The 20,307-nt window shown below is 73.7% G+C and carries 19 protein-coding genes and 1 tRNA gene; 13 read left to right on the top strand and 7 right to left on the bottom strand.

Going from position 1 to position 20,307, the window contains the following annotated elements; genetic code table 11:
• Positions 1-130: 130 nt before the first annotated feature.
• From ACGFYU_RS30180 to ACGFYU_RS30165, 4 genes are all read right to left on the bottom strand, one after another.
• A complete protein-coding gene (locus tag ACGFYU_RS30180) occupies positions 131-1,426 on the bottom strand; it encodes a hypothetical protein (protein WP_393830473.1) in 1,296 nt (431 codons plus the stop codon).
• 211 nt (positions 1,427-1,637) lie between these two features.
• Positions 1,638-2,789 (bottom strand): S8 family peptidase, encoded by a 1,152-nt coding sequence (locus tag ACGFYU_RS30175; protein ID WP_393830472.1) that lies wholly within the window; start codon positions 2,787-2,789, stop codon positions 1,638-1,640.
• Positions 2,790-2,976: 187 nt separating this feature from the next.
• Positions 2,977-3,390, bottom strand: coding sequence for a GNAT family N-acetyltransferase (locus ACGFYU_RS30170; protein ID WP_393830471.1), 414 nt, complete (start codon positions 3,388-3,390; stop codon positions 2,977-2,979).
• An 86-nt stretch (positions 3,391-3,476) separates the two neighbouring features.
• Positions 3,477-4,175: a 4'-phosphopantetheinyl transferase family protein gene (locus ACGFYU_RS30165; RefSeq protein ID WP_393830470.1), complete on the bottom strand. Its 699-nt coding sequence runs from the start codon at positions 4,173-4,175 to the stop codon at positions 3,477-3,479.
• Between the two features lie 64 nt (positions 4,176-4,239).
• Here ACGFYU_RS30165 and ACGFYU_RS30160 point away from each other — a divergent pair, with 64 nt between their 5' ends.
• A complete protein-coding gene (locus tag ACGFYU_RS30160; protein WP_393830469.1) occupies positions 4,240-5,010 on the top strand; it encodes an alpha/beta fold hydrolase in 771 nt (256 codons plus the stop codon).
• 12 nt (positions 5,011-5,022) lie between these two features.
• Here ACGFYU_RS30160 and ACGFYU_RS30155 read toward each other — a convergent pair whose 3' ends face one another.
• Positions 5,023-5,538, bottom strand: a complete 516-nt coding sequence (locus ACGFYU_RS30155) for a hypothetical protein (protein ID WP_393830468.1) — start codon at positions 5,536-5,538, stop codon at positions 5,023-5,025.
• Positions 5,539-5,763: 225 nt separating this feature from the next.
• Between ACGFYU_RS30155 and ACGFYU_RS30150 the strand changes: the two genes are divergently transcribed.
• The gene (locus ACGFYU_RS30150) at positions 5,764-6,252 is read left to right on the top strand and encodes a phospholipase (protein WP_393830467.1); all 489 of its coding nucleotides are present in this window, start codon (positions 5,764-5,766) and stop codon (positions 6,250-6,252) included.
• 14 nt (positions 6,253-6,266) lie between these two features.
• Here ACGFYU_RS30150 and ACGFYU_RS30145 read toward each other — a convergent pair whose 3' ends face one another.
• Complete coding sequence (locus ACGFYU_RS30145) at positions 6,267-7,559, bottom strand: phosphoribosyltransferase family protein (protein ID WP_393830466.1); 1,293 nt, start codon at positions 7,557-7,559, stop codon at positions 6,267-6,269.
• Positions 7,560-7,675: 116 nt separating this feature from the next.
• Here ACGFYU_RS30145 and ACGFYU_RS30140 point away from each other — a divergent pair, with 116 nt between their 5' ends.
• Both ACGFYU_RS30140 and ACGFYU_RS30135 read left to right on the top strand, forming a co-directional pair.
• Positions 7,676-8,098, top strand: a complete 423-nt coding sequence (locus tag ACGFYU_RS30140; RefSeq protein WP_393830465.1) for a helix-turn-helix transcriptional regulator — start codon at positions 7,676-7,678, stop codon at positions 8,096-8,098.
• A 10-nt stretch (positions 8,099-8,108) separates the two neighbouring features.
• Entirely contained in the window at positions 8,109-8,522 is a 414-nt protein-coding gene (locus ACGFYU_RS30135; RefSeq protein ID WP_393830464.1) for a VOC family protein, read from the top strand.
• 115 nt (positions 8,523-8,637) lie between these two features.
• On the opposite strand, the gene ACGFYU_RS30130 is transcribed toward ACGFYU_RS30135, so the two are convergent.
• A tRNA-Arg gene (locus tag ACGFYU_RS30130) sits at positions 8,638-8,710 on the bottom strand.
• A 332-nt stretch (positions 8,711-9,042) separates the two neighbouring features.
• Here ACGFYU_RS30130 and ACGFYU_RS30125 point away from each other — a divergent pair.
• The 9 genes from ACGFYU_RS30125 (at position 9,043) to ACGFYU_RS30085 (ending at position 20,270) form a co-directional block, all read left to right on the top strand.
• On the top strand, positions 9,043-10,686 hold the full coding sequence (locus tag ACGFYU_RS30125) for a dynamin family protein (protein ID WP_393830463.1): 1,644 nt from the start codon (positions 9,043-9,045) through the stop codon (positions 10,684-10,686).
• Between the two features lie 4 nt (positions 10,687-10,690).
• Positions 10,691-12,538, top strand: a complete 1,848-nt coding sequence (locus ACGFYU_RS30120) for a GTPase (RefSeq protein ID WP_393830462.1) — start codon at positions 10,691-10,693, stop codon at positions 12,536-12,538.
• Between the two features lie 98 nt (positions 12,539-12,636).
• Positions 12,637-13,044: a single-stranded DNA-binding protein gene (locus ACGFYU_RS30115; protein WP_393830461.1), complete on the top strand. Its 408-nt coding sequence runs from the start codon at positions 12,637-12,639 to the stop codon at positions 13,042-13,044.
• A 161-nt stretch (positions 13,045-13,205) separates the two neighbouring features.
• Positions 13,206-14,399, top strand: a complete 1,194-nt coding sequence (locus ACGFYU_RS30110; protein ID WP_393830460.1) for a thioester domain-containing protein — start codon at positions 13,206-13,208, stop codon at positions 14,397-14,399.
• Between the two features lie 104 nt (positions 14,400-14,503).
• Positions 14,504-16,009, top strand: coding sequence for a bifunctional phosphatase PAP2/diacylglycerol kinase family protein (locus tag ACGFYU_RS30105; RefSeq protein WP_393830459.1), 1,506 nt, complete (start codon positions 14,504-14,506; stop codon positions 16,007-16,009).
• A 103-nt stretch (positions 16,010-16,112) separates the two neighbouring features.
• Entirely contained in the window at positions 16,113-17,270 is a 1,158-nt protein-coding gene (locus ACGFYU_RS30100; protein ID WP_393830458.1) for an ALF repeat-containing protein, read from the top strand.
• Positions 17,271-17,426: 156 nt separating this feature from the next.
• Positions 17,427-19,091, top strand: a complete 1,665-nt coding sequence (gene ettA / locus ACGFYU_RS30095) for an energy-dependent translational throttle protein EttA (RefSeq protein ID WP_393830457.1) — start codon at positions 17,427-17,429, stop codon at positions 19,089-19,091.
• 10 nt (positions 19,092-19,101) lie between these two features.
• Positions 19,102-19,557, top strand: coding sequence for an acyl-CoA thioesterase (locus ACGFYU_RS30090; RefSeq protein ID WP_393830456.1), 456 nt, complete (start codon positions 19,102-19,104; stop codon positions 19,555-19,557).
• Entirely contained in the window at positions 19,554-20,270 is a 717-nt protein-coding gene (locus tag ACGFYU_RS30085) for a hypothetical protein (protein WP_393830455.1), read from the top strand. Before ACGFYU_RS30090 ends, ACGFYU_RS30085 begins: the two co-directional genes overlap by 4 nt.
• The last annotated feature ends 37 nt before the right edge of the window (positions 20,271-20,307 follow it).

The following is a 20,307-nucleotide window of genomic DNA, read 5'->3' as shown; positions in this document are numbered from 1 at the left end:
GGTGCCGGACTCCTCGTCTTGTGTGGTGGGGGGGGGGGGGGGGGCGGGGGCGGGCCCGGGGGGGGGGTGGGGGGGGGGGGGGGGGGGGGCGCGGCCCCCCCCCACCACCCTGGGCGGAGCGGGACTGCGGTCAGGCGATGGAGAAGGTGACCACCGTCTGGTAGGTGTCAGCGAACATGAACGGCGGGAGCTGGATCATCCCGCCGCCGCCGACGGCGAACTCACCACCGGTCAGGTCGTCCCCGCCGGCCGCCTGGGAGGCGACCTTCATCGGGGTGTCCGTGATCGCACCGGGCGCACCGGCGGAGCAGGTGCTCGGGCTGTCCGGGTTGGTCACGGTGCAGGACGGCTGGATGCCGATCTGCGCCTTGGCCATCGAGTGCCCGGTGGTCTGGTTCAGGAACGGCGTACGGGTCGCCGTCACGTCCCAGCCGAGGGAGCCGCCGCGGAAGTCCTGGACGGACATCGCGGTGAACTGGCCGACGACCGACTGCGGCTTGCCGTTGATGGTCACCTTGCCGAAGCTGACGGCGGGGTTGCCGCTCTGCGGGCCGATGGCCAGCGGACCGGGCAGCACCTCGACGTCGACCGGGTTCTGGACGCCGGGCTGGACCTCGACCCAGACGAAGGCCTTGCCCGCGCCGACCGAGCCGTTGATCTTGATCTCGTCGGCCTTCTTGGTGACCGTGAGGTTGCAGGTCGCGGCGCCCGAGGCGTCGGCGGTACCCGTACCGGTGTCACCGGTGGCCGCACCCGCGAGGAGCGCGCTACAGGTCACCGGGCCGGCCGGGAAGTTGGCGCCGGTGGCGACGACGGCGGTGCCCGCCTTGCCGCTGTTGGGCGTCACCTTGGTCGTGGTCGGGTCCTTCGGTACGGCGGCCACGGCCACCGAACCGATCGAGGCGCTCGGACGCGGTTCGGGCGTACAGGTGGTCGTGTAGATCGTTCCGCCCAGGTTGGCGTCCGTGATGACCTGGTCGATCGTGACCTGGATCGTGGTGCCCTCGGTGCCGTCCGGGACGGTGATGTTCCCGGTGAAGGCGGGCGGGTCGGACTTCTTGTTCGCCTCTTGGTGGCTCGGGGTGGCCGGGCTGGTCACGGTCTGGGCGACGCCGCCGACCAGCAGCTTGGCCTTGATCGTGTTCACGGTGTCGATCGTGAACATGGGGACGACCGGGGTCTCGCCCGGGTCGATCGTGATGGGCACGACGTCCCCGGCCTTCGCGCCGTCGGGGAGGGTGACCGTGAAGTCCTGGTTGCCGTCGGCCCCCGGCTGCGGCGCCGGGGCCACGCACTTCACGAACACGGGCGTGGTCTTGGTCGCGGCCTGCGCCGTCCCCGCCAGGCCCACGACGCCACCGGTCAGGGCCAGGGACAAGGCGCCCGCCCCGGCCAGCAGTTTTCGTCTGAGCGTTCTCGTACTCACTGGGTCGCGACTCCTTCGTCAAAACGAACCCCTCCCCCCACCCGCTGTGTGGGGGAGGCCGAGCCGGTGCGGTGGCCGATATTGACGCGTCGCCGTGATGAGAAGTCAATGACTTCTTTTCGCCCGAAGCACACAGAAATTGATGGGCCATCAGGGAGGGTCTGACAACTCCCTGACGGCCCATCGGATACCGACTGGTCGGTGAACCCGCTCAGTGGCCGGCGGGCAGGTGCAGCAGGAGGTTGGGCGTGCCGGCCGGGAGCGCGGTGATCCGGCCGGTCACGGAGTTCCGTACCAGCGCCTCGGACACCTGGGCCGGGGTCTTCGCCGCGCCGCCCGCCAGCAGGAGCGCGGCGGCCCCCGCCACGTGTGGGGAGGCCATGGAGGTGCCGGAGGAGCGGGCGAGGGCCTTGCGGGAGCCCTTCCAGGCCGAGACGACGCCCACGCCCGGAGCCGAAAGGTCCACGCAGCGGCCGTGGTTGGAGAAGGAGGCCAGCCGGTCCCCGGCGTCCGTCGCACCGACCGTGACGGCCTCGGGGACGACGGCGGGGGACACGGTGCAGGCGTCCTTGCCGTCGTTGCCGGCGGCCACGGTGACGGTGATGCCGGCGGCGATGGCCCGGGACACCGCCGCTTCGAGGGCGCGGCTGCGGGTGCCGCCCATGCTCATGTTCGCCACGGCGGGGGTGCCGGGGGTCTTCGCAGCGTCCTTCACCATCCAGTCGAGGCCTCCGACCATGTCCGACAGGCTGCCGGAACCGGCGCAGTCGGCCACCTTCACGGCGACGAGGGAGACCCCCTTCGCGACCCCGTAGGTCTCCCCGCCCACGGTCGCCGCGACGTGCGTGCCGTGGCCGTTGCAGTCGCCGGAGGTCTCCAGCCACACGGCGTTGTGACCGGTGCGGGCGCGGCCGCCGAACTCCCGGTGGCGGATGTTGATCCCGGTGTCCAGGACGTAGACGGTGACGCCCTCGGCCTTCGCGGGGTACGTGTACGCGCCGTCCAGCGGGAGCTCGCGCTGGTCGATCCGGTCCAGCGGCCAGGGCGCCTGCGGCTGCGTGTCGGCGATGCGGAACCGGGCGTCCGGCTCCACGGAGGCCACCCGGGGGTCCGCGGCCAGGGCGGCGGCGCGGGTGGCGGTGGTGCGGACGGCGAAGCCGTTCAGGGCGGCGTCGTAGACGGCCCGGACCTCGTCCCCGGCGTCCGCCGCCTCGGCGGCCAGGGCGCGGGTCGGGGCGCGGGAGCTGGTGTCCTTCAGGACGACGACGTAGGCGGCGGTGGCGGGTTCGGCATCGGCGTACGGCGGCAGGACGGCCGCCGCGAGGAGCGCGGCGGCGGGAAGGAGTGCGGTCAGTGCGGTCATGCGCCCGATGCTCGGCGACCCCCGCCGCACCCGCACGGAGGGTGCGCCGACTGGCCGCACGACACGCCGCCGCAGGGGGCACCATCCAGCCTCGCCGGCTTTTGAGGCGCGGGGTCTGGGGCGGAGCTCCAGGAAGCCCGGGCGCAGCCCGGGGTCGCTCGCGCAGCGGCGCCGCACCCCGGGCCCGCTACGGGGCGATGGCCCAGCCCCGCATCGCGAAGAGGCCCTCATTCCGGGCCCCCGCGGACGCATACGTGGCCAGCGCCGCCTCGTTGTCGGCGTCGACCCCCAGCCACATGCCGTAACAGCCCCGCGCCTTCGCCTCGTCGGCCAGCGCCAGAGTCAACGCCCGTCCGATCCCGCGGCGGCGGTACCCCTCGTCCACGGAGAGCTCGTACAGGCACATCTCGGTGCCCTTGTCGGGGTGGCTCATCTCGACCCCGGTGACCATGCCGGCGGGCACGCCGTCGACGTAGGCGATGAGCATCAGGTGGCCGGGGGCGCCGAGGAAGCGGGCGGACCACTCCTCGCGGACGGGCCCGTCGAAGAGGCTCTCGGCGGCTGCGATCTCGGCGGGGGTGACGGCCCGGCGGATGTCCATGGCGGCCACGATAATGCCGGGATGACGGATCGGCAGGTGGATTTCGCCGCGGCGTGGCGGTCGGCCCCCGAGGCGGTCGGGGCGGGTCAGGAGCGGACGGCCAGCGCCGCCGTGTAGCCGGTGGGGGCGGGGAGGTCCGTCAGGGTCCAGCCCGGGACGGGGGACGGGGTGGGGGCGGAGCCGACGTACGGGTCGGCCAGCCCGTTGGCGACGCCGGTGCCCGCGGCCTTGAGGCAAGCCTCCTTGCGGGCCCAGACGCGGGCGAGGGCGGGCGGGCGGTCCGGCGCGGGCAGGGCGGTGAGTTCGGCGGTCTCCGCCGGGTGCAGGAGCGGCAACACGTCGGCCACCGATGCCGCGCCCGGCATCTCCTCCACGTCGACGCCCACCGGCACCCCGGCGAAGGCCAGGTAGGCCACGTTCCCGCTGTGCGAGAGGGAGAAGTGCACGCCGCCGCCCGCGACGGCGGGCCGGCCGTGCGGGCCGCCGCAGCACGGGCACTCCTCCCGGACCAGGACGACCTCCCGCGGGTCCAGCCCCAGGTAGCCGCCGAGCAGCACGCGCAGCCCGAGGTGGGAGGCGAGGTACCGCTGCCGGTCGGCGGGCCGCAACAGCTTCCCGGCGCGCTCCCGTTCGGCCGCGTCCAGCACGGCTCCGGCCGTGCCCACCGGGTGGCCGCCGACCACCGCCAGCGTGGTGTCCAGGCACCACACCGTCGCGGCCGCGTCCCCGGGCGCCGCCCCCGTCCGCGGGGCGCCGCCGCCGAGCTGGTTCACGTACTCGATCACCTGACCGAGAGTAGCCGCCGGGCCACTGGCTATCCTCATCCCCTCGACGACGAGGGGAACGATCGTGCGAAGTGCCGCCGTCACCGCGGAAGGTGACCGGATCCGATGGGTCGAACTGCCGGGGGAGGAACCGGCCCGCGTGTACGTCCACGGGCTCGGTGCCACGGCACCCGCCTACTTCGCGGCGAGCGCGGTCCATCCGCTGCTGGCGGGGCGCCGTTCGCTCCTGGTCGACCTGCTGGGGCACGGCCACAGCGACCGGCCCGAGACCTTCGGCTACACCCTTGAGGAACACGCCGACGCGCTGGCCGCCGCCCTCACCGAGGCCGGCGTGCGGGGCGCCGAGCTGATCGCGCACAGCATGGGCGGCGCGGTGGCCATCGTGCTCGCCGACCGGCACCCCGACCTGGTGTCCCGCCTGGTGCTCGTCGACGCCAATCTGGATCCGCAGCCCCGCGCCCCCGGAACGGCGGGAAGCAGCGGCATCGCCTCCTACACCGAGGAGGAGTTCCTGTCCGGCGGCTGGGCGGAGGTGCGCGACCGGGTCGGCGCGCACTGGTGGGCCACCATGCGGCTGGCGGGCCGAACCGCCCTGTACCGCAGCGCCGTCCACCTCGCGGCGGGTACGACGCCCACGATGCGGGAGCTGCTGCTGGAGCTGAAGATCCCGCGCACCTTCCTGCTGCCCGAGGCGGACGGCCCGCTTCCGGGGACCGAGGCCCTGGAGGCGGCCGGCGTGGCCGTGGTGGCCCTCCCCGACTGCGGGCACAACATCATGCTGGACAATCCGGACGGCTTCGCCCGGGCCACCGCGGCCGCCCTGGCGCGCGGTTAGCCGCCCCCCCCGTCAGCCGTGCGCGACCGGAGTGCCGTTCTGCGTCTTCGCGCCCGGGGACGGGGTGCCGTCGGTCCAGGCGTAGACCTGCTTGCCGCGCACCACGACCTGGTACTGGTGGGCGTCCCGGCACTCGGTCCGCTCCTCGGCCGCCAGGTCGCGGTGCGGCCACCACTTGGCCCCCAGGTCCGGTCCGACGACCTTCTTCGGCGTGCCCGAGGTGCACTGCGGGCCGTCGAGCGGGGTCGCCCCCAGCGTGAACCGGATCAACTTGGAGCCGCCGGTGGTGCGCACCCGTATGCGGACGTCGGTCGCGTCCTTGGGTATCCAGGACGGCAGGGCGAAGGCCCGGTCCTCGCGCGTGGGCGCGTCGGCGGCGGTCGCGAAGCGGTGCCCCTTCTCCTTGAACACCCCGGCGTTGACCATGTCGGTCACCGGGTTGGGCGGGAGGTTGGGCAGTGCGAAGGCCGCGGTGGCGAGGACGCCCACGCTGGCGGCGACGATGACGAACGGACGGCGGCGATTCATGCTCTCAAGACTCGGCTGCGACACCCGCATCGCGCGTCCCTCCTCAGTACGAATCCGAACTCTGCCGCAGGTAGCATCCGGCCTCATACCTGAGGGCCAGCTGTGGCCGGGTCGAAGATGACGAAGTCCGTCAACGCCTAGTGACCCGGCGGCGCCCGGGGGAGTTGGGGAGGAGGGATCCGCCCGCGCGGATCCGCCCTCACCCGCCCCGCCCCCAGGAGTGCCATGCGCCGCCGCGCCTCCCGCCGAGGCTCCCGCCGTCTCGCCCCCGCTCTCGCCTCGGCGGCCGCTGCCGCCGTGCTCGCCCTCGCCCCGTCCGCCGCCACCGCGGCCCCGGCGGTGCCGGGCGACAAGCCGCAGGTGCTGAGCCGCTGGACGCAGACCGACGCCGCCAGCTACCGGGCCTGGGCCGACGCGCGGGACCACCGGGACACCTGGGCCGCGTACGGCTTCGACTGGTCGACGGACTACTGCACCTCCTCACCCGACAACCCCTTCGGCTTCCCCTTCCGGACGGCCTGCGCACGCCACGACTTCGGCTACCGGAACCACCGGGCGGCAGGGCTGTTCGCGGTCGCCAAATCCCGGCTGGACGAGGCCTTCCACGCGGACCTGCGCAGGGTCTGCGCGCAGTACTCGGGCGGGCGGAAGGCCTCCTGCGACAGCACGGCGTGGACGTACTACCAGGCGGCCCGGCTCTTCGGGATCTCCTAGCCGCGGCAGGGGGTCTACGGCGTCAGGTGGCGGGTGAACCAGTCGCGGGCGAGGGCGGAGACCTCGTCCAGGGTGCCCGGCTCCTCGAAGAGGTGGGTGGCTCCGGGGACGATCTCCAGCCGGTTCTCGCAGTGGCGCAGCTCCTGCTGGGCCTGCCGGTTGAGGTCGAGCACCATGGTGTCGCGGCCGCCCACGATGAGCAGGGTCGGCGCCCGTACGCCGGCGAGCCGCGGTGCCGCGAGGTCGGGCCGGCCGCCGCGGGAGACGACCGCGCCGATGCCGGAGTCCTCGTCCGCGGCCGCCCACAGCGCGGCCGCGGCCCCGGTGCTGGCCCCGAAGTAGCCGATCGGGAGGGACTCGCGGCTCCGCAGCCAGCCCGTGGCGTCCGCCAGCCGCCGGGCCAGGACCTCGATGGCGAACACGTTCGCCCGGTGGCCCTCCTCGGCCGGTGTGAGCAGGTCGAAGAGCAGGGTGCCCAGCCCCGCCCGGTTCAGGTCGGCCGCGACCGCGCGGTTGCGCGGGCTGTGCCTGCTGCTGCCGGAGCCGTGCGCGAACATCACCACCGCGCCGGCGCCCTCGGGCAGGGTGAGGTCCCCGGCGAGCGCGACCCCGCCGGCGTCGACCTCGACCTCCACCTCGGTCTCGGCCTCGATCGCGGAGGGACCGGCGGGAGTGGCGGCGGCCCGCGCCAGCAGGTCGACGACCTCCTCGTCCGGGGTCTGGGAGAAGTCCTGGTACCACTGGCCGACGGCCGAGAACGCGTGCGGCGTGGACAGGCAGACCACCTCGTCCGCCTCGGTCCGCAGCCAGGCCACCGCGTCCGGCGGCGCCACCGGTACGGCCAGCACCACGCGGGCCGCGCCCATCGCGCGGACCACCTCGCACGCGGCGGCGGCCGTGGCCCCGGTCGCGATCCCGTCGTCGACCACGATCGCCGTCCGCCCGGCCGGATCCACCCGCGGTCGGCCCTCGCGGAACTTCAGGGCCTGCCGGGCGAGCACCGCCTCCTCGGCGCGCTCGACCGCCGCCAGACCTTCCGCCCCGACCCCGCTGCGGCGGGCGATGTCCTCACTGATCACCCGTACGCCGCCCTCACCGATGGCGCCGAAACCCAGCTCACGGTGGTAGGGGACGCCGAGCTTGCGGACGACGATCACGTCGAGCGGAGCCCCGAGCGCCTGCGCCACCTGGAAGGCCACCGGGATCCCCCCGCGCGGCAGCCCAAGAACGACGGGATTCTCCCCCTTCAGGTGGCGGAGCGCCTCGGCGAGACGCCGCCCCGCGTCAGCGCGATGGGTGAACTGCACGAGGGTTCACCCCCAGACGTATGGGGATACGAAAAACCACGCACGCACCTGATTCCACGCAACCCCATGCCCGCTTCCCCCGCAAGTCGGAGCGGTCGCTGTGCGAAGGTGGACGTGTGACGACGCTGGAGGACCTCGCCCGGCTGCGCCGGGCCCGTGACCGGATGGACCGCGAATACGCGCAGCCCCTCGACGTGCCGGCCCTGGCGCGTACCGCCCTCATGTCGGCGGGGCACTTCTCCCGCAGCTTCCGGGCCGCCTACGGGGAGACGCCGTACAGCTACCTGATGACGCGCCGGATCGAACGGGCCAAGGCGCTGTTGCGGCGGGGCGACCTGACGGTGACGGAGGTCTGCTTCGAGGTCGGCTGTACCTCGCTGGGCTCGTTCAGCTCGCGGTTCACCGAGCTGGTCGGCGAGAGCCCCAGCGCCTACCGGGCCCGCAACCACGACGAGAGCGCTGCCATCCCGCCGTGCGTCGCCAAGATCCACACGCGACCGGTCAGGAACGGAGAAGCCAAGGCGAATCCCCGCGCCTAGCGTGGAGCGCATGGACATCAAGCTCTCGCAGTGCTTCATCGCCGTCGACGACCACGACAAGGCGCTCGCCTTCTACCGGGACGTACTCGGTCTGGAGGTGCGGGGCGACGTCGGTTACGAGGGGATGCGGTGGGTCACCGTCGGCGCGCCCTCGCAGCCCGACGTGAACATCGTCCTCGAACCGCCGCTCGCGGACCCGAACGCCACGGCCGCCGACAAGGAGGCCATGGCCGAGCTCCTGGCCAAGGGCCTCCTGCGCGCCGTCATCTTCAGTACGGACGACTGCGACGCCACCTTCGAGCGCATCCGCGCCGCGGGCGGCGAGGTCCTCCAGGAGCCGGTCGACCAACCGTACGGCGTCCGCGACTGCGCCTTCCGCGACCCGGCCGGCAACATGCTCCGCTTCACCCAGCCCCGCGGGTAGCCGGACGGCCGCGCGGTCCGACGCTTACGGCAGCGCTACACATCGCTCGCTAGGGTGCGTCGGACCTGCGCAAAAAAACCCTCCCGGAGGGAGGGTTCGGTTGGTGGAGAAAAAGTGCCCCCGGCAGGACTCGAACCTGCGGCCAAGTGCTTAGAAGGCACCTGCTCTATCCACTGAGCTACGGGGGCCGGAAGGTGGCCGTGGTGGCCTGGAGCCCCTTGGTGGGGGTGGGACTGTGGTCCGTGCCGGGTCAAGGATAGGGCTCCGGTTGCCTTGTCCCGGTTGCTTCACTCGCGTGCCACGATGTGGAGGTTCGGTGAAGCGGTCCCGATAATCGCAGGCAGGTGCGATTCTCGCATCGCTTTTGCGCCGCGGCGCCCTGGGTGTTGTGCACTCGTTATGCCTGCGCCCCACTAGTCCGCTGTGTCCACGATGTCCCTCTGGAGTCGCGGTCGGCGCGCAGAGGACGTATAAGCTTCAAAAATGGTCCTAAATTGGGCATTCTTCGCATGTGGTGACCTTGGATGTTCGGCCTCAGCTGCTCGATGCCCTGTCCGCCCTGCGCGACCGGGTCGCGTCCGTGCGTCTGCCGCTGCCCCTGCCCGGCGCTCCGCGTGCCCGCCAGACCAGAGCCGAGCTGCTCGCGCAGCTCGACGACTACCTCGTACCCCGGCTGAAGGCGCCCGAGGCGCCGATGCTCGCCGTCGTCGGCGGGTCCACCGGGGCCGGTAAGTCGACCCTCGTCAACTCCCTCGTCGGGCGGCAGGTCAGCGAAGCCGGGGTGCTGCGTCCCACGACGCGCGTCCCCGTGCTCGTCTGCCATCCGGATGATCATCACTGGTTCGCCGGAATGCGGGTGCTGCCCGACCTCATGCGCGTCTGGATGCCGCACGGGGAGGAGGAATCGGAGGCCGCGTCCGCCCGGTCCCGCTCCCGGTCCGGCGATCGCGGCCACGCGGGCGGTCAGGGAGCCGGTCTCGGCCACGCCACCCGCGAGATGCGGATCGAGACCGTCTCCACCCTGCCGCGCGGACTCGCCATCCTCGACGCCCCCGACATCGACTCCCTCGTCGTCGAGAACCGGACACTCGCCGCCGAACTCATCTGCGCCGCCGACGTCTGGGTGATGGTCACCACCGCCTCGCGGTACGCCGACGCCGTCCCCTGGCACCTGCTGCGCACAGCCAAGCAGTACAGGGCCACCCTCATCACCGTCCTCGACCGCGTCCCGCACCAGGTGCTCGCCGAGGTCTCGCGGCAGTACGGGGCCCTGCTCACCCGGGCCGGACTGGGCGACGTACCGCGCTTCACCGTCCCCGAACTCCCGGAGTCGGCGGGAGGCGGCGGGCTGCTCCCGGCCAGCGCCGTCGCGCCGCTCTTCGCCTGGCTCGCCCACCACGCGCAGGACCCCGCCGCCCGCCAGTACGCCGTCGGGCGGACCGCGCTTGGCGCGCTGGACTCCCTCGGGCGCCGGATGCCCGAACTCGCCTCGGCCGTCGCCGCCCAGTACGCCGCCGCCGTACGACTGACCTCGGCCGTCGAGGACGCGTACAAGCGGGAGGGCAGGCGGGTCCGCAACCGCCTCGACCACGGCGCCGTACTGGCCGGCGACGCCCTCACCCGGTGGCGGGGCTACCCGCTCGACACGACCGCCGACGAACTCCTCGACTCCCTCGCCGAGTCGCTCGCCGCGCTCCTCCAGTGCGCCGTCGCCGCCGCCGACGAGCGGATCGCCGAAGCCTGGCGCCGCGAACCGGCTGCCGGAGCCGTACCCCTGCCCGCACCCGACCGGGAGGCGGGGGACCGCATCGGCCTGGCCGTACGGCGCTGGCGGCGCGTGCTGGAGGAACTCGCCGAGGAGGAGGTCGCCCAGTCCGACCGCCAGCCCGCACCCGACCCCGACGGGGTCGCGGCCCTGCTCGTGGCCGCCCTCCTCGGCGGCAAGCGGGCCCGGCCCGCGGGCGAGAAACTCGCCGAACGGATCGGCGCCCAGGCCGCCCTGCGCCTGCGTGACCGGGGCGGGGAGCTGGTCGGCGACCACCTGGACCAGGTGCTGCGCGCCGAACGCGACCGACGGCTCGCCCCGCTGGAGGCGCTCGAAGTGACCCCGGAACCACAGGCCGAGCTGATTGCCGCGCTGTCCGTACTGCAGAAGGAGAGGTGACGCGGTGACCGCTCTGACCGACCGCACCGACGACCGCTGGGACGACGGACTCATCGCGCGCTCGCGCCCCCGGACCGCCGGCCTGGGCGCCGGGGGCGGCACGGACGAGGACGGTGACGAGGGCGACGAGGCGCTCGTGCGGGCCGTCTCCGGAGCCGGCCACGACGGCGGCAAGGCGACCGCACCCCCGCTCAGCCCCGAGGCCCAGGCCCTGCGCCTGCGCCTCGACGCGCTGCGCCAGCTGGTGGGGCTGTCCCGGACCCGCCTCGACGGCAAGACCCTGGCCGAGGCGGGCCGGGTCCTGGACGAGGCGGCGGCGCGGCGCGGGCTGTCACCGCAGCACACGGTCGTCGCCATCGCCGGAGCCACCGGAAGCGGCAAGTCCACGCTCTTCAATTCACTCGCCGGAGTGCAGATTTCCGAGACCGGACTGCGTCGCCCGACCACCGCCGCGCCCATCGCGTGCAGCTGGTCGGACGGGGCGGCCGGACTCCTGGACCGCCTGGAGATCCCCGGGCGGCTGCGCCGCCGGCCCCGCGAGACCCCGGAGGCGGAGGCCCTGCGCGGGATGGTCCTCGTCGACCTGCCCGACCTGGACTCGGCGGTCGGCGCGCACCGCGACCACGTGGACCGCGTACTGGCGCTCGTCGACGCGGTGGTGTGGGTGGTCGACCCGGAGAAGTACGCGGACGCCGTCCTGCACGAGCGGTACCTGAGGCCGCTGGCCGGGCACGCGGAGGTGACCTTCGTCGTGCTGAACCAGGTGGACCGGCTGCCCGGGGAGTCCGCCGACCTCGTACTGGACGACCTGCGGCGGCTGCTGGACGACGACGGCATCGCGCTCGGCGAGCACGACGAGCCCGGGGCCACCGTGCTTGGACTGTCCGCGCTCACCGGGGAGGGCGTCGGGGAACTTCGCGAGCTGCTCGCACAGTTCACCCAGGAGAAGGGTGCGGCGACCCGGCGGATCTCCGCCGATGTCGACCGGGCCGCCGTGCGCCTGCGGCCGCTGTACGTCGCGGACGGGCACGCGGGGCCGGAGATCGGGGAGGCGGCGCGCGCCGAGTTCGAGGACCGGCTCGCCGAGGCGGTCGGGGCGTATGCGGCCGGGCTCGCGGCCGAGCGGGCGTGGCGGCGCAATGCCGGGAAGGCGTGCGGGACGCCGTGGCTGCGGCTGTGGCGGTGGTACGAGAGCCGCCGCTCCCCGCGCGGCCTGGCGGGGCTGGCCGCGCTGGCGGCGATCGGCGGCCGGGGCTCTGGGCTCGCCGAGGCGCCGGTCGAGGAGGAGGTGACCGCGCGTCAGCGGGTGGAGCAGGCCGTACGGGCGGTCGCCGACGAGGCGGTCACCGGCCTGCCCGAACCGTGGGCGCAGGCGGTACGGGAGACCGCGGTGCGCGGGGCCGAACGGCTCCCGGAGGCGCTGGACGAGCTGGCGGTGACCCTCGGGGCGGCGGTCGCCGTGACCGGCGTCAAGCCGCCGCGGCCCGCGTGGTGGCCGGCGGCGGTGCTGGGGCAGGCGGCCATGACGCTGCTCCAGATCTTCGGCGGGCTGTGGCTGGTCGGGCAGATCGTCGGGGTCCTGGAACCGAGGCTGCTGCCACCGGTGCTGCTGATGGTGGCGGGCATCGTCGGCGGGCCTCTGGTGGAGTGGGCCTGCTCGATCGCGGCCCGGGGACCGGCGCGCAGGTACGGGCAGGACGCGGAGCGCAGACTGCGGCAGGCGGCGGCCGGATGCGGGCGGGCCCGGGTGCTGGAGCCGGTCGCGGCGGAGCTGCTGCGCTACCGGGAGGTGCGCGAGCAGTACGCGACGGTGGCCGCAGGGGGGAGCAGGTTGTCCACAACCCGTCGGTAATCCACAGGCCGGAGCGGGATCCGGCGGCCGGCCCCAGCATGGTGCGTACCTCGTGCGGATGGTCCGTGCGGGTGCGATGGGCGGGGGAGGCGACCGGGATGAACGACACCCTGGTGACGCTGGTGGGGTACGTGGCGACGCAGATCGACTACAAGGAGACGGTCAACGGGCCGTCGGCGAGGTTCCGGTTCGCCGTGACACCGAGGTATTTCGACCGGCGCAAGGAGGCCTGGACCGACGGGTCCACCAGCTTCTACACGGTGTGGGCGCGGCGCACCCTCGCCGTGAACCTCGCCGGGTCCGTGTCGGTGGGCGAACCACTGGTGGTGCACGGGCGGTTGAGGGTGCGGGAGGACCCGCCCGACGGGGAGGGCAGCCGGTGGTTCTCGGCGGACATCGAGGCGACCGCCGTCGGACACGACCTGAATCGGGGGACGGCGGCCTTCCGGCGGGTCGTCAAGACCGATGTGCCGCTGATGGTCACTCAGAAGGCGGCGGTGGTCTGAGTGTTCGAGGCGGTTAGGATTCCCCGGTACTCACGGGCACCTGGGTCTTTGGCCCGAAGGGGAAGACTGTGTCGATTGCCGTTCCCGCATCCTCCGCTCCTGATCCCGCTCCTGCCGCTCTTCGTTCCACATCTCGTTCCACATCTCGCTCCGCTCCTGCGGTGGTTGCCGCGCCCGGGGGCGTACGGGGCTCCGCGCGCCGCCCGCTGGCGGTGGCGGCCCTGCTGGCCGCGGCCCTCGCCGCCGCGCCCGGCGGCCGGGCCGCCGCCGACTCCGATCCGACGGTGTCCCGGGCTCCGGAGGGCGCGAGCGCCGTCCTGGACGGGCTGAAGACCTACGGGCAGGCGGTCCTCCACTCCGGGGACGGCTCGGTCCGGCAGATCCCGGCCGGGCTCTACGAGATGCGGGTCGACGGCGGGGGGATGCTCCAGACGTACGGGGTCGGCATCGCGGGCAACGCGCAGCCCCAGGCCCGGTACACGGAAAGCGGGTGGAGCGGCAGCCCGCTGGCCGGCAACGGGCAGGCGGGCCGGATCCGCTGGATCCTGGAGCACTCCTACCCGCAGCTCAACGATCTCGCCGGGCTCGCCAAGGAGGCCGGGGCCGGGACGCTCACCGCGGAGAGCGCGGCGGCCGGGACCCAGGTGGCGATCTGGCGCCTGGCGGACGGGGTACAGGTCGAGGCCGCGGACCCGGCCGCGGAGAAGCTGGCCGACTACCTCCAGCGGGAGGCAGGACAGCTGCCGGAGCCGCCGGCCTCCCTGGGGCTGGAGCCGGGCGGTGTGTCGGGGGCCGTGGGTACCCGGCTCGGCCCGGTGACCGTGCGGACCGGGGCGCCCAGCGTCTCGGTCATCCCGGACGCGGCGGCCGTCGCCATGGGGGTGCGGGTGGTGGACGCCGAGGGGCGGCCGGTGGACACCGCCGTCAACGGCAGCCGGCTGTACTTCGAGGTGCCCGCGGGCACCCCCGACGGGACGGCCTCGGTCACCGTGCAGGGCGCGACCAAGGTGCCGGTCGGGCGGGTCTTCACCAGCGGGGTGCCGGCCCAGGCCCAGATCGTGGCCGGCTCCAGCGAGTCCGCCGCCGCCGCCGCGGCCACGGCGCTCTGGCCGCCGCCCCCGCAGGTCCAGGCGGGCACGGTCGGGGAGAACGCTCCGGGCGCCGGGGCCGTCCCCATGGGCGCCCAGGCCGCCTCCCTGTCCGAGGACTCCCCGGACGGGGAGCGGCTGGCGACCAGCGGCAGCTCGGCCGCCACCCCGGTCATCGCCTCCCTGGCGGTGGGCCTGGTGGTTCTGGGGGGCCTGGTGGTCCTGCTCCTGCGCAAGCGTCCGCTGGACGAGGAGGACCAGGCCTAGCGACCGGACCGGGGAGCAGGCCCGGGGGGTGTCCGGCGGCGGCGACCCGGTGAACCTTTCGGGTCGCGGCACTAGGACCTCCGGCTCCGGGGTAGGGGCAGGCAGTGGCTGATCAGGAGCATCAGGAGCTGACCTGGCGGGGTGCGGTCGTGCGATGGGACCGCGCGTTGTTCGACCTCGTGGCGCGGCGGCACTGGCCCGGGGCCGACCGGGTGTTGCCCCGGCTCGGGCGGGCCGCCAACCACGGGGTGCTGTGGGGCGGGGCCGCCGCGGCGCTCACCGCCTTCGGGTCGGCCCGGGCCCGCAGGGCCGCCCTGCGCGGGGTCGCCTCGCTGGCGCTGGCCTCCGCGACCATCAACACCGTGGGGAAGTGGTCCGTACGCCGCCCGCGGCCGCTGCTGGACGGGGTGCCCGCGGTGCGGCAGCTGGCGACGCAGCCGCAGACCACCTCCTTCCCGTCCGGGCACTCGGCGTCGGCCTTCGCCTTCACCGCCGGGCTGGCGCTGGAGTCACCGGGCTGGGGCGCCGCCCTGGCCCCGGTGGCCGCGTCCGTCGCCTTCTCCCGGGTGTACACCGGGGTGCACTACCCCTCCGACGTGGTCGCGGGCGCGGCGCTGGGCGTGGCCGCCGGGTTCGTCGTACGCCGGCTCGCGCGGGACGCGCAGGAGGCCAGGGTCGTGCCGGGCGACGAGCGGACCGCAGCCGGGGCTCCCGCGCTGCCCCGCGGGGCCGGGCTCACGGTGGTGGTCAACACCGGATCGGGGACGGCCGCGGCCGCGGGGCTCGAGGTACTGAGCACCCGGCTCCCGGAGGCCGAGGTGATCGAGTGCGAGGGGCCGCAGCTGGTCGCCGCCCTGGAGGAGGCCGCCTCCCGGGCCACCGTCCTCGGGGTCTGCGGGGGCGACGGCACGGTGAACGCGGCCGCCACCGCCGCGCTGCGGGCCGGGTTGCCGCTGGCGGTGTTCCCGGGCGGCACCCTCAACCACTTCGCCATGGACCTGGGCCTCGGCGGGGCCGAGGACACCTGCCGGGCCCTGGCCTACGGGCACGCCGTCCACGTCGGCGTCGGCCGGTTCGCCCCCGGGCCGCAGGAGGGGCCCGGCGGTTCCCGCGGGCCCGGCTACTTCCTGAACAACTTCAGCATCGGCGCCTACCCGGAGCTGCTGGGCCACCGGCTGCGCTGGACCCCGCGCATCGGCTCCGGCCCCGCCGCCCTGCTGGCGGCCTGGCGGGTGCTGCGCGCCCGGCGGCCCGTACGGCTGCGGCTGGCCGGGCGGCCCCGGAGCGTGTGGCTGCTCTTCGCGGGCAACGGCACCTACCACGGCACCGGGCCCGCCCCGCGCCGCCGCGACAGCCTCGGCGAGGGCCTGCTCGACGTCCGGCTCGTCCACGGCGGCGGCCGCCCCGGCCCCCGCCTGCTCGCCGCCGCCCTCGCGGGCCCGCTGAGCCGTTCCCCGGTCCACGTCGCCACCCGGCTGCGCAGTCTGCGGATCGGCGACATCCCGCGGGGCACCCCGCTCGCCTACGACGGCGAGTACGCCGAGGCTCCGTCGGCCCTGGTCCTCGAGGAGTTGCCCGACGCCCTGACCGTCTACCGGCCGCGGATATGACCGGTTGGTTTGAACCCGTTCGATTCCGGAGCGGGAACGGCCTACAGTGACCCCCGACCCGAGATCGCCAGATCTTGTGAAAAGCAACGCAAAACAGGGGTGCATGTACGTGAAGTTGTCCCGGATGGCCGCGGTGGTCACCGCTGCCGCCATGGCTCCGGCGGTTCTCCTCGCCTCGCCGGCCCTCGCCGACGACCACACCAAGGCGGCGGGCGCGCCCGCGTCGCCGTCGGCTCCCGACCAGAGCCCGGTGGAGAAGCCGGCGGGGAAGACCGCCGAGCGTCCCGTCCACGACGGCAAGCAGGCCGAGCGGGACCGCGAGGAGATCCTGCGCCTCATGGCCGCGGCGGCCCCGGGCTCCGCGGTGCGCGAGCGCGGCACCAAGGCCATCGACGGCGGCCCCGCCGCGATGCGGGCCTTCCTGGAGACCGGCCAGCACGAGGCCCGCGCCTCGGACGACCGCGTCGAGCTGTCCCGCATCGCCGAGGGCGAGAAGGGCTGGGCCACGGGAGAGGCGGCCGACGCGCTGCTGAGGCGCGGCGCGAGCCCGGCCGAGATGCGGCAGTTCCTGGAGGTGACCCAGCACGTGCTGCGGGACGAGGACAACCGCGTCCGCGTCTCGCGGATCATCGGCCGCGGCGGCCCGGCGGTGCGGGAGGCCGGCAAGGCCGCCCTGAAGGGCTCCGCACAGGACCGGACCGACTTCCTGAAGACCGGCCAGTACCAGGCCCAGGCCTCGGACGACCGCGTCGAGCTCGCCCGCATCGACGAGGCCGAGGACGGCCCGATCCTCTCCGAGGCGATCGGCGAACTCCTGCGGGGCAGCCCGACCCCGGCGCAGCTGCGTCACTTCCTGGAGGTGACCCAGTACGAGCTGCGCGACCAGGACAATTACCTCCGCATCTCGAAGATCGTCAACGCCGGCGGCCCCGCGGTGAAGGCAGCTGGCAAGGCCGCCCTGAAGGGCTCGCCCCAGGACCGCGTCGACTTCCTGAAGACCGGCCAGTACGAAGCCCGCGCGAAGGACGAAAAGTCCGCGGACAAGACCGGCACCGGCACCGGCACCCACCAGGTCGTCAACAAGGAAACGACCACCGGCAACGCCCACACCCCCGCCACCACCACCGGTGGCGGCCGGCCCCTGGCCTCCACCGGCTCCGGCGCCACCTGGGCCGCCGAGGGCGCGGGCGCCGCGATCGCGGCCGGCGCCGGGCTCCTGCTCGCCGCCCGCCTCCGCCGCCAGGCGACCACCAAGGCCTGACCACCACCACCTCCGGCGGGGGTGCCGTCAGACCCGGCGGCACCCCCGCGGGCGTCCGCCCTCGCGGCGGCCTGACCATACGGGTTTCCCCCGGGGGATGGACGTCAGGCAAGATGGGGTGTATCTGCCCACCATCGATCTGCCGGACGGTTTCTCTTGGCTGAGTACATCTACACCATGCGCAAGACGCGCAAGGCGCACGGTGACAAGGTGATCCTCGACGACGTCTTCTTGAACTTCCTGCCCGGCGCGAAGATCGGTGTGGTCGGCCCGAACGGTGCCGGTAAGTCCACTGTTCTGAAGATCATGGCGGGCCTGGAGCAGCCGTCCAACGGTGACGCCTTCCTCTCCCCCGGTTACTCCGTCGGCATCCTGATGCAGGAGCCCAAGCTCGACGAGTCCAAGACCGTCCTGGAGAACGTCGAGGACGGCGTCGGCGAGATCAAGGGCAAGCTCAACCGGTTCAACGCGATCGCCGAGGAAATGGCGACGAACTACACCGACGAGCTCATGGAGGAGATGGGCAAGCTCCAGGACGACCTGGACCACGCCAACGCGTGGGACCTCGACGCCCAGCTGGAGCAGGCCATGGACGCGCTGGGCTGCCCGCCCGGCGACTGGCCCGTCACCAACCTCTCCGGTGGTGAGAAGCGCCGCGTGGCCCTCTGCAAGCTGCTGCTGGAGGCCCCCGACCTGCTGCTCCTCGACGAGCCCACCAACCACCTCGACGCCGAGTCCGTGAACTGGCTGGAGCAGCACCTGGCCCAGTACAAGGGCGCCGTCGTGGCCGTCACCCACGACCGCTACTTCCTCGACAACGTGGCCGAGTGGATCCTCGAGCTCGACCGCGGCCGTGCCCACCCCTACGAGGGCAACTACTCCACCTACCTGGAGAAGAAGGCCGAGCGCCTCAAGGTAGAGGGCAAGAAGGACGAGAAGCGCGCCAAGCGCCTCAAGGAAGAGCTGGAGTGGGTCCGCTCCAACGCCAAGGGTCGCCAGGCCAAGTCCAAGGCCCGCCTCGCCCGCTACGAGGAGATGGCGGCCGAGGCCGACAAGATGCGCAAGCTCGACTTCGAGGAGATCCAGATCCCGCCGGGCCCGCGCCTGGGCTCGATCGTGGTCGAGGTCAACAACCTCTCGAAGGCGTTCGGCGACAAGGTCCTCATCGACGACCTGTCCTTCACGCTGCCGCGCAACGGCATCGTCGGCATCATCGGCCCGAACGGCGCCGGCAAGACCACGCTCTTCAAGATGATCCAGGGCCTGGAGAAGCCGGACTCCGGCGACATCAAGGTCGGCGAGACCGTCAAGATCTCGTACGTGGACCAGGGCCGCGCCAACATCGACCCGAACAAGTCCCTCTGGGCGGTCGTGTCGGACGAGCTGGACTACATCAACGTGGGCCAGGTCGAGATGCCGTCCCGCGCGTACGTCAGCGCCTTCGGCTTCAAGGGCCCGGACCAGCAGAAGCCGGCCGGCGTGCTCTCCGGCGGTGAGCGCAACCGCCTGAACCTCGCGCTCACCCTCAAGCAGGGCGGCAACCTGCTGCTCCTCGACGAGCCCACCAACGACCTCGACGTCGAGACCCTGGGCTCCCTGGAGAACGCGCTGCTGGAGTTCCCCGGTGCGGCCGTGGTCGTCTCCCACGACCGCTGGTTCCTGGACCGGGTCGCCACGCACATCCTGGCGTACGAGGGCGACTCCAAGTGGTTCTGGTTCGAGGGCAACTTCGAGTCCTACGAGAAGAACAAGATCGAGCGGCTCGGCCCGGACGCGACCCGTCCGCACCGCGCCACCTACAAGAAGCTCACCCGAGGCTGAGACAGTCACCATGGCCAGACACCACTACCGGTGCCCCCTGCGCTGGTCGGACATGGACTCCTTCGGCCACGTGAACAACGTGATCTTCCTCCGCTACCTGGAGGAGGCGAGGATCGACTTCATGTTCCGGCTGGCGCCGGGGGAGGGCAGCGAGTCCTTCACGGGCGGGTCCGTCGTGGCCCGGCACGAGATCGACTACAAGCTGCCCCTCGTGCACCGTCACGAGCCGGTGCTCATCGAGTCCTGGGTGACCCGGATAGGCGCCGCGTCCCTGACCATCGGCTACGAGGTCAAGGACGAGGCGACCGAGGACGCGCCCGAGAAGGTCTACGTGCGCGCCTCGACCGTGGTCGTGCCCTACAACCTCGCCGAGGGGCGGCCCCGCCGCATCACGGCCGAGGAGAAGCACTTCCTGGAGAAGTACCTCGACGAGCCCGAAGCACCCGAAGGGCGCCTCGCGGCATGAACGAGCAGCTGCACTTCGCCGACTCCGGGGAGGCGGCCGACCTCGCCGCCTTCCTGGGCCGGCTGGTGCACTACGACCGGGCCGCCGCCGTCCGCCTCCAGGCGGGCGGCGGGGCGCTCGCCGTCTTCGGACGGCCGCCCTCCTTCGAGGTGCTGGCCATCCGCACGGTGCGGCTCGCCGCACCCGTCGCGTCCCCGCTGGACCTGACGGTCTCCGCCGGCGAGCTCCTGGAGTCGGTGGACGAGGCCGAGGCCCGCGCCACCGTCCCCGGGGCGGTCACCGGCCCGCCCTGGACCGGGGTGCTCCCGCCCCGCGGCGGCTGGCAGCAGCTGCCCGGGCTGCCCGGCCCCGAGGCGATACGGGCGGCGGTGGCCGGCGCCGTCGCCGAGTTCCGGGCCCGTGACGAGGCCCTGCCGCCGCAGCACCGGACCCGATCCGAGCGCGACCGCATCGGCCGCGAGATCTGGTCCCGGACGCTGGGCGACACCGAACTCCCGCTGCGCGCCGCGCACGCCGCGCAGTCCCTGGGCTTCCTGCGGCCGATACGGTCCACCGTGCCGGCCGCCACCACCGCCGCGCCCGGCGCCCCCGAGCCGGTGGCCCTGCTCGCCTCCGGGAGCTGGCTGCGCCTGCGCACCCCCTACGGCTCCGTCGCCACCCGCCGCCCCGGCCGGAACGGCGGCCTGGGCGCCCTCCAGGTCCGTCCCGTCTGACCGCCCCGGGTCCTTCCCGTCCGACCCCGGCGGCGGG

The organism is Streptomyces sp. NPDC048337 (genome assembly GCF_043201175.1).
Taxonomy (GTDB): domain Bacteria; phylum Actinomycetota; class Actinomycetes; order Streptomycetales; family Streptomycetaceae; genus Streptomyces.
The sequence above is the reverse complement of the archived record's forward strand: the minus strand, read 5'-3'. Positions and strand labels throughout refer to the sequence as shown.